The following is a 15,300-nucleotide window of genomic DNA, read 5'->3' as shown; positions in this document are numbered from 1 at the left end:
TTGTCGATCAAGAATCGTCCCGGCAGTCGGAGCGGGCGTCGAGCCGCCCGTCGTCGATGCGGATCACCCGATCGGCCAGCGCGAGCATCGTCGGGTCGTGCGTGGAGACCAGCGCTGTCACCCCTTCCGACTCCACCACCCCGCGTAACAGCGCCATCACCGACAGGCCGGTCTCGGCGTCCAGCTGCCCGGTCGGCTCGTCCGCGATCAGCAGCCGGGGCGAGGCGGCCAGCGCCCGGGCGATCGCCACCCGCTGCTGCTGCCCGCCGGACAGCTCATCGGGAAGCTGTCCGGCATGGGCGGCGAGGCCGACCAGGTCCAGCAGCAGCGCGACCCGCCGCTCACGCTCCGCCGGACGCACGCGGGCCAGCCGCAGCGGGGCGCCCACGTTCTCCGCGGCCGACAGCACCGGGATCAGGCCGAAGGTCTGGAAGACGTACGCGACCTTCTCCCGCCGCAGCAGGGACAGGCCGTCCTCGTCGAGGGCGGTGACGTCCGTGCCGTCGACGACGACGGTGCCGGAGTCCGGGCGGTCCAGGCCGCCGATGACGTTGAGCAGCGTGGTCTTGCCGGAGCCGGACCGGCCGACGAGGGCGGTCATGGTGCCGGACGCGAGCTCGAACGTCACGTCCCGCAAGGCGTGCACGGCGGTCGCCCCGCTGCCGAACCGGCGGTGCACGCCGCGCACGCTGACCAGGGGCCCGCCGTTCATCCGGCCTCGCCGTCGTCGGGACGGATCGCGACGTGGTCGGCCTCCAGGACCAGCCGGACCCGGCGCGTCAACGCCAGCGCCTCCCGGTAGTCGCGCGGCACCTGCACCCGCCCCGCCCGGTCCATCACCGCGTACTCCTCGGCGATCATCCGCTGGGCGCCGTCGTCGCCGGTGGCGGTACGCCGCAGCACCTCGCTGCTGGTGCGCCCGTCGCGGATCGCCACCGTCCGCTCCACCTGCCCGCTGACCGCGGGATCGTGGGTCACGACGACGACGGTGACGCCCAGCCGCCGGTTGACCTCGCGTAACAGCCCGAACACCGCCGCAGACGTGGCGCTGTCCAGCTCGCCCGTCGGCTCGTCGGCCAGCAGCACCCTGGGCTCGTTGGCCAGGGCCACCGCGATGGCCACCCGCATCTGCTGCCCGCCGGACAGCTGCGCGGGCCGCCGCTCGGCGCACTCGCCGACGCCCAGCAGGTTCAGCAACTCGGCGGCACGCCTGCTGCGCACCCGGCCGGGGGTGCGGGCCGCGGTCATCGACAGGTCGACCATCTGCCGCGCGGTCAGGTACGGGATGAGGTTCGCGGCGGTCTGCTGCCGGACGAATCCCACGGTGTGCCGCCGATACCGGACCCGGTCGGCCCGCGACATGTCCAGCAGGTTCCAGCGGTCGACCCGTACGCGTCCGGCGGTGGGCGCGTCGACCCCGGCCAGGATGGACAGCAACGTCGACTTCCCCGACCCGGACGCTCCGACGACGGCCACCATCTCCCCGCCGTCCACGACCAGGTCCAGCCCTTGCAGCGCCTGCACCTCGACCGACCCGGACTGGTAGATCCGCACCAGGCTCTCGCACACGATCAGGGCGTCCTGCCCGAACTCCGGCGCCTTCGCGGGAGGCTGCGGCAGGGACCAGGGCGAGACGGACATCCCCCTCCTCAACCCGGCGCGGGCGGTGCTCCGGCGCCAGACTCTATCGTCCTCACCGATCGGGCCCAAGGCCTTTCCCGCCGCGGATCTCACCGTGCGCCCGCACGAGATGCCCGACGGCGGCGAGGGGGACGTCCTCGGTGAGGCCGCGGACCAGCAGGGTCTCGACGCCGAGCAGCATGGCTCTCGCCGTCTCCCTCGGCAGGTACGCGGTGTCGACGATGAGGCTGAGCCGGCCGGTGCCGGGGTCGGTCCCCAAGGTGAAGAACACCTTGAACCGGACCCCGGGCCAGGCGTTCGTCACGTACGTACGGGTCTTCGCCGTGAGGAGGGTCAGGTCGTCGCCGGGGGCGAGGCGGGGCAGGTTCGGCCAGGTTCCGTCGCCCCGCCTGTCGTTGAAGAAGGCGTCCAGGTCCGGTTCCCCGCCCCTGACGCGGCCGATCTCCTCGCGCATGGCCTGCATCTCGAACGGGTCGTAGTGGGCGTTGCGGTAGGCCATGAGGGCGCTGCGATGCGCGGCCAGGCAGGTGTCGGCGAAGCCGGTCCCGGGCAGGTCGAGCACGAGCAGGCCGTCCTGGCCCACGGTGGCGACCAGCGGACGGGTGCGGGGATCGCGCCGGTTGCTGTGGACGAGCTGCATGACCGCCCGCGGCCGTCCGCTCACGACCGCCAGCACGGTGGCGCAGGCGGCCATGACCACGCTCGTCGTGCTGATCGTCAGCCGCTCGGCCAGCCGGACGGCCGCCGCCGCGAGCGCCACCGACTCCATGCCGACCTCGATGAACCGCGGCTCCTCCGGCTCGCCCGGCGGATGGTCGAACACTTCCAGCGGGACCGTTTCGAGCACCGAGCGCCAGTAGCCGACCGACCGCCGCGAGCGCCTCAGGAACGGCTCCTCACGCTCCAGCGCCGCCTGCTCCATCGGCTGCCACTCCGGCGGCGGCAGGTCGTCGCCTCTCAGCAGCGCCCGCCACTCGGCGGACAGCAGGCTCAGCGCCTGGAAGTCCACCGCCAGGTGCGAGAAGGCGAACGCCAGGGCTCTCGGCCTGCCGTCGGCGAGCACGACGACGCAGCGCAGCGGCAGGTCCTCACCGTGGGCGAAGACCGTCGTGCCCAGCTCGGCGGCGATCCGCTCGGCGGTGCCCAGCGGCCCCTCCGGGCCCGTCACCGCCAGCTCCACGGTCAGCTCGCCGTCGCGCGCCACCCGCTGCACCGGGCCGTGCGGGGTGTCGGCGAAGGTGGTGCGCAGGCTCTCGTGGCGTTCGAGCATCCGGCGCAGCGCGGCCAGCACGGTCGCCAGATCGCGCCTGCCGTGGACCGGCAGCACCCACGGGCAGTTGAGGAAGGACTGGCTGGGACCCATGAGGTGCACGGCCCGCCACATCAGCCGCTGCCCCCAGGTCAGCGGCGCCTCGCCGCCCCGCGTCCCGCTGAACGGCACCGAGGCGGTCGCCGGAGCGGTCGCCGGAGCGGTCATCGGGGTGGTCGCCGGGGTGGTCATCGGGGTGGTCATCGGGGTGGTCATCGGGTGTCCAGCAGGTCCGACACATGGGCGGCCAGGGCGTCCACGTGGTCGAAGGCGGACAGGTCGCCGCCGAGATCGACGTCCACCCCGAAGTCGTCCTCGATCGCGTCGATGAGCCGGATCCACGCCAGCGAGGTCAGGCCCAGCGCCGACAGCGAGTGCTCGCCCGCGAGCGCCTCCTCGGCGCTGATCTCCCCGTCGGACACGGCGGCCACCAGGTCCGCGAGCCTGCGTTCCAGGTCGCCGCTCACCGCGCGCTCCCGCCGCGTCCTGGCGCGGCCGTACTGTCGACGACCGCCTGGTGTCGTCCCGTCATTTCACTCTCCTTGGATCGCAGGGCTCGTACGCCGACCAGGTCGTCGGCGACGGCGTCGGGGACCTCGCGGTCGAAGCGGGCCAGCGCGGGGACGCGCATGGCGGCCAGCGCGATCGCCACGATGACGAGGCCGAAGAGCACGTACATGAATCCGATGCCGCGGCCGGGGCCGGTGCCGATGACCGCCCCGACCGTGGAGGCCAGCGCGCCGCCGTCCAGCAGCAGCGGGTCGAGCAGCGAGGCGGCGTACGGGGCGACGAGCCCGTAGCCGATCGGCAGCGTGGACCAGGCGATGAGCGTGTTCATCGCGAACACCCGGCCGTGGAACCGCTGCGGCACCTTGACCTGCACGATCGTGGTGTAGATCCCGTTCAGCAGCGTGATCCAGAGCGTGATGCCGCACACGCCGGCGGCGATCACGGCCAGGTCGGCGCGCAGGCCGGTGAGCAGGCAGAAGAAGCCGAGGACGAGGGTGCACAGCAGCACGCCGCGCAGGCGCAGGCGGCGCGGGCCGCCCCAGACGATCATGACGAGGGCGCCCGCGAACGTCCCGACCCCGGCCAGGAAGGAGATCCTGCCGACGTCGGCGAGTTCGGCGAAGGCGAGCACCAGCGGCGAGAACATCAGCAGCAGCGGCGCGAGGAACACGTTCAGCACGACGAAGAACAGCAGCATGGCCACGAACCCGCGATGGCCGAGCGAGTACCGCAGCCCGCCCAGGATCTCGTTCTTGATCGACTCCCGGCGCCGCCAGGGCATGGTGGCCGGGAACCGCACCACCAGCAGGATGACGATGGCGACCGCGTAGCCGGCGATGTCGAGCAGGAGGATGCCGCCGAGCCCGATGGTGGACAGCAGGCCGACGGCGAAGAGGGGCACCAGGAGCTGGGCGGTGCCGGTGCCGAGCTGCGTGACGCCGACGGCGTGCCCGAGAAGGTGCTTGGGCACGAGCTGCGGCACGGCCGAGAAGTACGCGAGCCGCTGGAACGTGAGCGCGACGGACAGGCAGCCCAGCAGCGGGTAGATCATCTCCACGGAGAGGTTCCCCGTCCACAGCAGCACGCCGAACGCGAGCTGGATCGCGAACGCGGCGACGTCGCCTGCCAGCATCACCCGCCGCCGGCTCGTCCTGTCGATGATCGCCCCGGCGAGCGGCGCGACCAGCATCCCCGGCACCAGGCCCACGACCGCCATCAGGGCGAACTTGGCCACCGACCCGGTCGTGGTGTAGATCCACAGGGGTACGGCGAACTCCGTCAGCGCCGACCCCGTCATGGACACGAGCTGGCTCAGCGCGACGGCGAGGAAGCGCGGGATGCCGGGCCGCACTCCGGCCGGGGCGGGCAGCGTGTCGGAGTGGGACAGGTCGTGCAGCCACCAGGTACGGTCGCCGGTTCGTGCCGGTTCGTCCACCGGTTCGTCCACCGGTTCGTCAGGGGTCGGGTGGGCCGGTTCCTCCAGGCCGCGGTGGACGGTGGTGACGATCTCGGCCAGCTCTTGCGCCCGATATTTCAGGAAAAAGTGTCCCGCTTCCGCGAGCACGACCACCGCCGTCACCGAGGTCAGGAAGTGCCATTCGCGGAAACGTTCCTGGTAGTAGTCCGTCGCCGGGTCCTCGGAGCCCACGATGCTGACCACGGGGGCGCGCAACCGTCGCGTGCCCGACTCGAACAGGCGGGTGTAGTACTCCTCGGCCTCCCGCGAGTCGCGGCGCATGTTCCTGACGATGCGGCGGGCCTGCGCGGGATCGAGGTCGCTCATGTCCACGCCCTGCGAGATCAGCCAGTTGACGTAGCGCTGGTCGCTGCGGAGCCGCTCGGCCTCGGCGATCCTGGCGATCCGCGCCATCACGCGGCCGCGCGGGCGGGCGAACGGGAAGATGCCGCCGATGTAGACGCCGTCGAGGTCCCTGCCCGCGGCCTCCAGCCTGCGGGCGATCTCCACGGTCAGGGCCGAGCCGACGCCGCAGTGCCCGTACAGGGCGATCGGGCCTTCGACCTTCTCCAGGATCTCGCGCACGCACCCTTCCGCGAGCTCGTCGAACGACAGTCTGTCCTCGTCGACGCCCACGTCGTGGCCGGGGATCGCCACCGACCACAGCGCGTGCCCGTCCGGCAGCGCGTCCGCGAGCGGCTGGTAGACGACGGCGCTGCCGCCCCCGTACGGGACGCACACGTAGCTCAGGACCGGGCTCATGCTGCGGGCGGCGGTGAGCCGGTGCAGCAGCGCGCGGGGGCCGCGCCGGTCCGCCGGGGTGTCGGCGAGCGCGGCCAGCTCGCGGATGGTGCGGTGTTTGAACACGTCCATGACGCTGACCTCGGCGCCCGCCTGCTGCCGCAGCCGGGCCACCACCTGGGTCGCGAGCAGGGAGTGGCCGCCGAGGTCGAAGAAGTCGTCGGCCACGCCGACCGCCTCGACGCCCAGCAGGTCGCCCCAGATCGCGGCCAGCGTCCGTTCCGTGGGGGTGTCCGGTGCGATGAACTCGACCGTGGCGTCCCTGGCGGCCACGGGCGCGGGGAGCCGGCGCCGGTCCAGCTTGCCGTTGGGGCTCAGGGGCAGGGCGGCGAGGGTGACGTAGCCCGCGGGGACCATGTAGTCGGGCAGCGTCTTCTTCAGCTCGGCCCGGAGGGCGCCGTGATCCAGCGCCTGGTCCAGCGCCTGGTCCAGCGCCTGGTCCAGCGCGTGGTCCAGGGCCTGGTCCAGCGCGTCCGCGCCGTCGGCGGCGCCGGTCCGGCCGGCGTCCGGGGTGACGTAGGCGACCAGGCGGTCGTCGCGGACGATCACGGCGGCGTCCCCGACGGCCGGCAGGGCGCGCAGGGCCGCTTCGATCTCGCCCGGCTCGATGCGCAGGCCGCGCAGCTTGACCTGGGCGTCCAGCCGGCCGAGGAACTCCAGGACTCCGTCGGGGCGGCGCCTGACCAGGTCGCCGGTGCGGTAGAGCCGCGATCCCGGCGGGCCGTACGGGTCCGGCACGAACCGTTCGGCCGTGAGGGCGGGACGGTTCAGGTAACCCGTGGCCAGGCCGGCGCCGCCGATGAACAGCTCGCCCGGCACCCCGATCGGCACCGGTGACAGGGCGGCGTCCAGGACGTACAGGGTGGTGTTGGCGATGGGGGCGCCGATCGGGACGCGGGCCGCCGAGGTGAGGGTGCCCGGCAGGCAGTGCCAGGCGGACACGTCCACGGCCGCCTCGGTGGGGCCGTACAGGTTGTGGAGCTCGGCGGCGGGGAGCGTCGCGACGCAGCGGCGGGCCAGGTCGGCGGGCAGCTCCTCGCCCGAGCAGATCACCCGCCGCAGCGAGCCGCAGCCCGCGCCGCCGTTCCCTGCGCTCTCAGGGCCGCCGTTCCCGGCGAGGAAGACGGCCAGCATCGACGGGACGAAGTGGGTGGTGGTCACGCCTTCCGTGGTGATCAGTTTGCGCAGGTACGCGGCGTCCTTGTGGCCGCCGGGCGTCGCGAGCACCAGCCTCGCGCCGCAGCGCAGCGGCCAGAACAGCTCCCACACCGACACGTCGAAGCTCAGCGGCGTCTTCTGCGCCACGACGTCCGCGTCGTCCAGCCGGAACCGTTCCTGCATCCAGTCGAGCCGGTTGGCGATGCCGCCGTGGGTGTTCGGCACGCCCTTGGGCCGGCCGGTGGAGCCGGAGGTGTAGATGACGTAGGCGACGTCGCCGGGCCGCACCTCGGGAAGCGGGCCGGAGCCGCCGGTCCAGACGTCCGGATCGTCCAGGTCGAGGATGGTCGCGGTGGTGTCCGGCAGCGCCGGGCGGATCCCGCTCTGGGTGAGCAGCACGGCCGGCGCGGCGTCCGCCAGCATGAACGCCACCCGGTCCGGCGGATAGTCGGGGTCGATCGGCAGGTACGCCGCCCCCGCCTTGAGCACGCCGAGCAGGCCGGGCAGCAGCTCCAGCGAGCGTTCGGCGCACACGGCGACCACCGACCCCGGGCCTGCGCCGAGGCCGCGCAGCGTGCGGGCGATCCGATCCGCCGCCGCGTCCAGCTCGCCGTACGTCAGCGCGCGCCCTTCGAAGCGGACCGCGACCGCGCCGGGCGTACGCGCCGCCTGCGCCTCGATGGGACCGTGCAGCGTGGCCTCGCCGGGGAAGTCGGCGGCGGTGTCGTTCCATGCGTCCAGGACGAGGCGGCGTTCGTCCTCGCTGAGCAGGTCGATCCGCGAGAGCCGGGCGTCCGGCCGGGCCGCGACCCGTTCCAGCAGCGTGCACAGGTGACCGGCGAGGCGTCCGACGGTGTCGGGCTCGAACAGGTCGGTGTTGTAGACGAACATGCCGCCCGAGTCGTCGCCGGCGTACAGCTCCAGGTCGTATCTGGTCGCCCAGGCGTCCACGGGGAAGTCGGCCACGGTCAGCCCCGCGGGCGGGTCGACGGCCTCGTTCCGGTAGTTCTGCATCGCGAACATGACGCCGAACAGCGGCGACCTGGACACGTCGCGCGGCAGGTCCAGCTCCGAGACGAGCTGCTCGAACGGCAGGTCCTGGTGGGCGAAGGCGTCCAGGACGGCGTCGCGCACCCGGTCGAGCAGCTCGGCGAACGTCGGATCGCCCGTCAGGTCCACCCGCATGGTCAGCATGTTCACGAAGCAGCCGATCACGCCGTCCAGCTCCGGAACCTGACGGCCGGCCACCGGCGATCCCACGGCGACGTCCTCGACGCCCGCGTACCGGCCGAGCAGCGCGGCGAGCGCGGCCAGCATGACCATGTACGGGGTGGCCCGGTGCTCGCGCCCGAGCCGGGCCAGCCCGTCGGCCGCCTCCTGGCCCAGGGAGAACGGGTGCGCGGCGCCGGTGTAGGTGCGTTCCGGCGGGCGGGGCCGGTCGGTCGGCAGGTCCAGCGGTTCCAGGCCGGACAGCCTGGCCCGCCAGAAGTCCAGGTCGCGCCGGGAGGGGGCCAGGCCGCGCTGCCAGGCCGCGTAGTCGCCGTACCCCACCCGCGGGGCGGGCGGCGTGCGGCCGTCGTAGCGGGCGAAGACCTCGCGCATCAGCACGTCGGCGGACCAGCCGTCGGCGGCGATGTGGTGCACCGCGACCACCAGCACGTGGTCGTCGTCGCCCAGCCGCACCAGCAGCGCCCGCGCCACCGGGCCCGCCACCAGGTCGAACGGGACCGCCAGGAACCGCTCGGCCAGCGCCTTCGCGGCGGCCTCGTCGGGCGCGTCGCGCACGGTCAGCGGGAACGTCGCGTCGTCGGCGAGGACGACGCGCGGCCGGCCGTCCCCGGTGTCGGGGAAGCGCATGCGCAGCGCGTCGTGCCCGGCCACGACGGCGTCGAGCGCGGCGGCCAGGGCGCCGGCGTCCAGCGGGCCGCGCAGCCGCAGCCTGATCGGGATGGTGAGCTGGGTGGTGCCCGGCGCGAACTGCTCCAGGAACCACAGCCGCTCCTGCGCGTGCGACAGCGGCGGCGGCTCGCCGGCAGGGCGCGAGGGTATGGTGTGGCGCGCCACCGCCGCCGCTCCGCGCCGCAGCCGCTGCGCCAGCAACGCCTGCTTGGCCGCCGACAACGCCTCGGAGTCGGTCACTCCCCCACCTCCAGCAGATGTGCCGCCTCGTCGTCGGTGAGCGAGGACAGCTGCTCGATCACCAGCCTCTCGACCGCGCTCGCGAACCCGGCGACGGTCGGCTGGTCGAACACCGTGCGGATCGGCACCTCCGTGTCGAGCGCGTTGCGCAGCAGGGCCGCGACCCGGGTCGCCAGCAGGGAGTGCCCGCCCAGGGCGAAGAAGTCGTCGTCGACGCCGACCGCCTCGACGCCCAGCAGCTCGCCCCAGATCCCGGCCACGAGCGCCTCGGCGTCCGTGCGCGGCGCCACGAACTCCGCGACGGGGCCGGGCCCCGGCGCGGGCAGGGCCGCCACGTCCACCTTGCCGGTGATCGTGAGCGGCAGCGCCGGCAGGCTCACCCAGGCCGTGGGCACCAGATGGGCCGGCAGGGCCGAGGCCAGATGCGCGCGCAGCTCGTCCGGCCCGGCCGGCCCGACCACGTACGCGGCCAGCCGCTCCCCGTCCGCTGTCACCACCGCCTGGCGGACGCCCGGATGGGTCAGCAGGGCGGTCTCCACCTCACCCGGCTCCACCCGGAAGCCGCGGACCTTCACCTGGGCGTCGAACCGGCCGAGGAACTCCAGGGTCCCGTCCGGCCACCGCCTCACCCGGTCGCCGGTCCGGTAGAGCCTGGCTCCCGGTGGGCCGTGAGGATCGGGGACGAACCGGTCGGCCGTCAGCTCCGGGCGGCCCAGGTAGCCCCTCGCCAGTCCCTCCCCGCCCAGGCACAGCTCGCCGGGGAAGCCCGGCGGCACGGGCTCGCCGTACGGGCCGAGGACGTGCGCCGTCGTGCCGCCGATCGGCCGGCCGATGGGCGGGCGGCGGACGGCGTCCGCCTCGTCGAGGTCGGCGGCCGTGGCGATGACGGTGGCCTCCGTCGGCCCGTACGTGTTGACCAGCCGGACCCGGTCGCCGAACCGGTCCCGCCACCTGGCCACCGCCGCCGCGTGCACCTGTTCCCCGCCGAGTATCACCAGCCGCAGCGGCTCCGGCCAGGTCACGTCGTCGAGCGCCTCGGTGAGCCGGTGCCAGTAGGCGGTGGGCAGGTCCAGCACGGTGACCTGCCCACCGGCCGGGGTGCGCAGCGCGTCCGGCAGCGACGCGGCGCCGTCGGGCAGCAGCAGCACGCCCGCGCCCGCCGTCAACGCCGGGTACAGCTCCTCGGCGTGGGCGTCGAAACTGAGCGACGCGAACTGCGCGACCCGGTCGTCCGGCCCGACGCCGTACGCCTCCCGCATCCAGCGCACTCGCCCCGCCAGACTGCCGTGCTCGACCAGCACCCCCTTCGGCCTGCCCGTCGATCCGGACGTGTAGATCACGTACGCCGGGTCGGCCGGCTCGACCGGGCTCCAGCCGCCCGACCACCGGGGGTCGCCGTCCTCGGACTCGTCGGCGGACACGAGCACGACGGTCTCCCCGGGCAACCTGGGCGCGAGCTCCGCGTCGGTCACCACCAGGCGTGCGCCGCTGTCGTCGACCAGGAAGGCGAGCCGTTCGTCGGGATAGTCGGGGTCGAGCGGCAGGTACGCGCCGCCGGCCCGCCATACGGCCAGCAACGCGACGACGGCCTCGGCGGATCGCCGCAGGCAGACGCCGACCACGCACCCCTCAGCGACCCCGCGCCGCCGCAGGGCCGCCGCGAGCCGCGCCACCTCGGCGTCGAGCCGCGCGTAGCTCATCGCCTCGCCGCCCCACAGCAGCGCCGGGGCGTCGGGGGTGGCGGCGACGGTCCGCTCGATGAGCGCCGGCACGGTCTCCGCGCCGCCGCGCCGCCCGTCCTCGTCGCCACGCGCCGGGGCACCCCGTACGGCCGCGTCGTCGGCGTCCGTCAGCATGGGCAGCTGTGAGATCGGCGTGCCGGGGGCGTCCGCGATGCCCCGGAGCAGCACCTCGAACCGCGCGGCCAGCCCTTCCATGGTGGCCGCGTGATACCGGGTGGCGTCGTAACCGAGCACCGCGAGCAGCCCCTGCTCGTTGCGCCAGGTCTCCAGGGACAGATCGAACTTCGTCTGGCGGTAGCCTCCGTCGAACAGCTCCACCCCGAGGTCGCCGACCCGCTCCGGCGGAGTCCCCTCCCCCGCCTGACTGTGCAGAATGATCATGGTGGCCAGCAGCGGATTGCGACGGAGGTCGCGCGGCACGCCCAGCTCGCCGATGAGCCGTTCGAACGGCACGGTCCGGTGGGCGTGCGCGTCGAGCACGGTACGGCGGGTCGCGCCGAGCAGGTCGGAGAAGCTCGGGTCCTCCGTGAGATCGCCGCGCAGGACCAGCGTGTCGGTGAGGTAGCCGATGACCGGTTCCAGCTCCATCCGGTCCCGGGTCGCCCACGGCGTGCCGACCAGGATGTCTCCCTGCCCCGTGTGCCGGGCCAGCAGCGTCTGGTAGGCGGCCACCAGCACCATGAACAACGACGCGTTGTGCTCCTGCGCGAGCCGCTCCAGCCGGGACACCAGCTCCGCGGGCACCAGGAACGAGTGGAACGCGCCCTCGGGCCGCTCCCCGCCGGGCAGGTCGGCGGGCAGCTCCAGCAGGGGCGGGTCGGCGAGCTGTCCGCGCCAGTAGGCCAGCGACTCCTCGGCGGCCTCGCCGGAGTCCCGTTCCCGCTGCCACAGCGCGATGTCGCCGTACTGGACCCGGAGCGGCGCGAGCTCCGCCTCCTCGCCCCGCACCCGGGCCAGGTAGAGGGCGAACAGGTCGTCGAACAGGACCCCCAGCGACGACCCGTCCGCGATGATGTGGTGCAGCACGAAGCAGAGCACGTGGTCGTCCGGCCCGAGCCTGAGCAGGCTGATCCGCAGGGGCGGCGCCCCGGCCAGGTCGAACGGCGCGTTGGTGCGGTCGGCGACCAGCCGCTCGGCCTGCTCCTCCGCGTCAGGCGAGCCCTCCAGGTCGAGGCGTTCGCAGGACACGGGACCGGGCGGGTGGACGACCGTGACCGGCTCGCCGTCCACGTCGGCGAACGACGTGCGCAGGCTCTCGTGCCTGGCCACCACCGCGTCCAGCGCCTCCCCCAGCGCGCCGGTGTCCAGCCCGCCCCGCAGCCGCAGCACCAGGTACATGTTGTACGAGGCGTCGCCGGGGTCGAACCGCTGCAGGAACCACAGCCGTTCCTGCACGAACGACAACGGCGGGTCGGCCCCGTCCGGCCGGGGCCGTATCTCCATCGGCGGGCCGTCCGCCTCGTCCGCCGCGACCCGCTCCCCCCGCAGCCGGACGATCTCCTCGACGACCCCCTTGATCGTCGGATCGTCGAAGAAGGCGTCCAGCGACACGTCCACGCCGACGCTCTTCCTGATCCTGGCCGAGATCTGCGTGATGGTGAGCGAGTGCCCGCCGAGGTCGAACAGGTCGTCATCGGCGCCGACGTCGTCCAGCTCCAGCACCTCGCACCAGATCCGCCGCACCTCCTCGACCAGCGCCACCTCGCCGTACAGGCCCGGCTCCAGGCCCGAGGCCGGATCCGGGCCCGCCGGCCCGGACGGTTCGGGGAGGGCGGCGCGGTCCAGCTTGCCGATCGGGTTCAGCGGAAGGGCGTTCAGCACGACGTAGGCGCTCGGCACCGTGGCGGCGGGCAGGGTCCGCGCCAGGTGGGCGGCCAGCGCGCCGGCGTCGGGGGTGGCCGCGCCCGGCGCCGGGACGACGTACGCGATCAGGCGGTGGTCGTCCGTCTCCCCGTCGCGGACGACCACCGCCGCCTCGCCGACCTGGGGGTGCTCCAGCAGCCGGGTCTCGATCTCGCCGAGCTCGACCCGATGCCCGAGCAGCTTGACCTGACCGTCCTGGCGGCCGAGGAACTCGATCTCGCCGTCGGCCCGGTAGCGGGCCAGATCCCCGGTACGGTACAGCCGTCCCCCGGGCGGACCGAAAGGATCAGGGACGAAACGCTCGGCCGTACGCGCCGGCCTGCCCCGGTAGCCCCGCGCCACCCCGGCCCCGCCGATGCACAGCTCGCCCGCGACACCGGGAGGAACCGGGCGCATCGCCGCGTCGAGCAGGTAGATCCGGGTGTTGGCGAGGGGACGGCCGATGGTGATCGGTTCACCGGGGTCGCCCGGCTCGCCGTAAGTGCTCCAGATGGTCGTCTCGGTCGGGCCGTACACGTTGACGACGCGGTCACAGCGGGCGCGTAACTCCCGCGCGAGCCCGGCCGGCAGCGCCTCTCCCCCCGCCAGCGCGGTCACCCCGGCCATGCCGCCGGGCAGCAGCAGCCGCCACACCGACGGCGTGGCCTGGACGTGCGTGACGCCCTGCTCGGCGACCAGCCGGGCCAGCGCCTCCGGCTGCCGCACCGCGCCGTGGGGCGCGACGACGACCCGGCCGCCGACGACCAGCGGCAGGTACAGCTCAAGGGCGCTGATGTCGAACGCGGGCGAGGTGAGCGCGAGCCAGGTGTCACCGGGCGCGGACCCGAGCCGGTCGCGCATGGCGAGCAGCAGGTTGGCCAGGTTGCCGTGGTCGACCTCGACCCCCTTGGGCCGCCCCGTCGACCCCGAGGTGTAGATCACGTAGGCCGTCTCCCCGGGCGACGCCGGCCGTACCTCCTCCCGCGGCGCCGGGTTCCCGCCCGCCAGGAGCCCGCAATCCACCAGGAGCACGGGCCCCGGCAGCTCGTCCGGCACGGCGGCCTCGGACAGCAGCAGCCGGGGACGGGCATCGGCCACGATCATGGCGAGCCGTTCGGCGGGGTGGTCCGGATCGAGCGGCAGGTACGCGGCCCCGGCCCTGTGCACGGCGAGCAGGCAGACCAGCAGCAGGTCGGAGCGCCGCAGGTGCACGCCGACCAGCTCGCCGCGCCCGACCCCGGCCTGCCGGACCCTGGAGGCCAGCCGGTCGGCCGCCGCGTCCAGCTCCGCGTAGGTCAGCGACCGCTCCCCGAACGTGACGGCGCACGCGTCCGGCCGGGCCCGCACCTGCTCGGCGAGCAGACCCGGCAGCGTCGCCCCGGCGGGGTAGGCGGCCTCGGTGTCGTTCCACCCGATGAGCATCCGCCGCGACTCCGCCGCCGGCATGACGTCCAGGTCGGCCAGGCGGGTGTCGGGATCGTCGGCGGCGTGGCGCAGCAGGGCGCGCAGCCCGTCGGCGAACCGGGCCGCGACGTCCCGGTCCACGGCCGCCGGGTCGTGGCGCACGCACAGCGCCAGCCCGTCCGGACCGTCCAGGAACTGCAGGTGCAGCGGGTTCCGCGCGCCTCCGCCGAACATCATGCGGTCCACGGTGACGGTCAAGCCGGGGAAGACGGGGTCGGCCTCCCGCCTGCGGTAACTGATCGACACGGGTACGGCGGCGCCCCGGGCCTCCCGGCCCAGCACCCGTCCGGGCGGCACCTCGCGGAGCCTGTAGACCGCGCGCAGCTCGTCGCGCAGCTCCCGGACGAACCCGCGGAACGCCTGGCCGGCCTCGGGCCGCGACAGCACGGGCAGCTCGCTGACGAACGGGCCGATGTGGTCACGGGTGGCGGGGCCGCGCGTGGTCACGTCGATGGCGACCGCCACGTTGTCCGTGCCGTACCTGAACAGCAGCGCGTGCACCCCGGCGAGCAGCACCTCGAAGGTCGACGCGCCGATCGCCGCCGCGGCCTTCGCGGCGGCGCCGCCCAGCTCGTGGTCGAACCCGGCGTCGATCTCCTCCCCCGGCCCGTACCGCCGGCCGGTGCGCCGCTGGCCCGGCAGGACGATCTCGGCCGGCTCCGACCAGCGCCCGGCCCAGAACTCCCGGGCCTCGGCCAGCGCGTCCGGCCCCGGCTCCCGCCAGGCGAACGACACCGGCTCCACCGCCTCGCCGGCGCCGAGCCCGGACGCGTAGAACCGGGCGAGGTCACGTACCAGGATGTCCTTGGACATGCCATCGAAGACCAGGTGGTGTGCCACGAACAGCAGCAGATGCCGTCCCGGTCCCGCCGGCGCCAGCGTGAACCTGGCCGGCGGCCCCTTCTCCAGGTCGAACTCCCGCGCGCTCTCCTGCCTGATCAGCCGTTCGAGGGCGCCGGGCGAGGGGTCGGGCAGCTCGGCGAGGGTCACGACCGGTTCGGCGGCGGACACCAGCCGCAGCCCGTCGCCGCTCTCCGCGACGGCGGTGGCGAGCACCGGATGCCGGGCGACCACCCGCGCACACGCGCCGAGCAGCCTGGACACGTCGAGCTCGCCTTCGAGCCACAGGGCGAGCGGCAGGTGGTACGTCAGCCCCGCCCCCATGCGTTCGCCGACCCACATGTCCTGCTGTACGAACGAAGCCGGCATGCTCTCCTGGCAGTGCGTCATGTGCGTTC

6 protein-coding genes are annotated in these 15,300 nt (G+C 74.1%); all 6 read right to left on the bottom strand.

Going from position 1 to position 15,300, the window contains the following annotated elements:
• Positions 1 to 7 precede the first annotated feature (7 nt).
• From ACQEUU_RS34170 to ACQEUU_RS34145, 6 genes are read right to left on the bottom strand one after another with little or no spacing between them, the layout of a single operon-like run.
• Positions 8 to 712 (bottom strand): ABC transporter ATP-binding protein, encoded by a 705-nt coding sequence (locus ACQEUU_RS34170; protein ID WP_433073833.1) that lies wholly within the window; start codon positions 710 to 712, stop codon positions 8 to 10.
• Positions 709 to 1,641, bottom strand: a complete 933-nt coding sequence (locus tag ACQEUU_RS34165) for an ABC transporter ATP-binding protein (protein WP_433073830.1) — start codon at positions 1,639 to 1,641, stop codon at positions 709 to 711. Before ACQEUU_RS34165 ends, ACQEUU_RS34170 begins: the two co-directional genes overlap by 4 nt.
• 52 nt (positions 1,642 to 1,693) lie before the next feature.
• Positions 1,694 to 3,166: a condensation domain-containing protein gene (locus ACQEUU_RS34160; RefSeq protein WP_433073827.1), complete on the bottom strand. Its 1,473-nt coding sequence runs from the start codon at positions 3,164 to 3,166 to the stop codon at positions 1,694 to 1,696.
• Positions 3,163 to 3,417 carry an acyl carrier protein gene (locus ACQEUU_RS34155; RefSeq protein WP_433073824.1) on the bottom strand — a complete coding sequence of 85 codons (255 nt, stop codon included), beginning with the start codon at positions 3,415 to 3,417 and terminating at the stop codon, positions 3,163 to 3,165. Before ACQEUU_RS34155 ends, ACQEUU_RS34160 begins: the two co-directional genes overlap by 4 nt.
• The gene (locus ACQEUU_RS34150) at positions 3,414 to 9,014 is read right to left on the bottom strand and encodes an amino acid adenylation domain-containing protein (RefSeq protein WP_433073821.1); all 5,601 of its coding nucleotides are present in this window, start codon (positions 9,012 to 9,014) and stop codon (positions 3,414 to 3,416) included. The genes ACQEUU_RS34155 and ACQEUU_RS34150 overlap by 4 nt, the downstream gene beginning before the upstream one ends.
• Positions 9,011 to 15,292: an amino acid adenylation domain-containing protein gene (locus ACQEUU_RS34145; protein WP_433073818.1), complete on the bottom strand. Its 6,282-nt coding sequence runs from the start codon at positions 15,290 to 15,292 to the stop codon at positions 9,011 to 9,013. Before ACQEUU_RS34145 ends, ACQEUU_RS34150 begins: the two co-directional genes overlap by 4 nt.
• Positions 15,293 to 15,300 lie beyond the last annotated feature (8 nt).

Source organism: Nonomuraea sp. CA-218870, assembly GCF_050936535.1.
GTDB classification, from domain to species: Bacteria; Actinomycetota; Actinomycetes; order Streptosporangiales; family Streptosporangiaceae; genus Nonomuraea; species Nonomuraea corallina.
Note: the sequence above shows the minus strand (reverse complement) of the source record. Positions and strands in the feature narration are given on the sequence as shown.

What these genes read in the sequence shown, in the direction of transcription:
- ACQEUU_RS34170 (WP_433073833.1), bottom strand. Translation starts at nt 712, where the DNA reads ATGAACGGCGGGCCCCTGGTCAGCGTGCGCGGCGTGCACCGCCGGTTC.
- ACQEUU_RS34165 (WP_433073830.1), bottom strand. Translation starts at nt 1,641, where the DNA reads ATGTCCGTCTCGCCCTGGTCCCTGCCGCAGCCTCCCGCGAAGGCGCCG.
- ACQEUU_RS34160 (WP_433073827.1), bottom strand. Translation starts at nt 3,166, where the DNA reads ATGACCACCCCGATGACCACCCCGATGACCACCCCGGCGACCACCCCG.
- ACQEUU_RS34145 (WP_433073818.1), bottom strand. Translation starts at nt 15,292, where the DNA reads ATGACGCACTGCCAGGAGAGCATGCCGGCTTCGTTCGTACAGCAGGAC.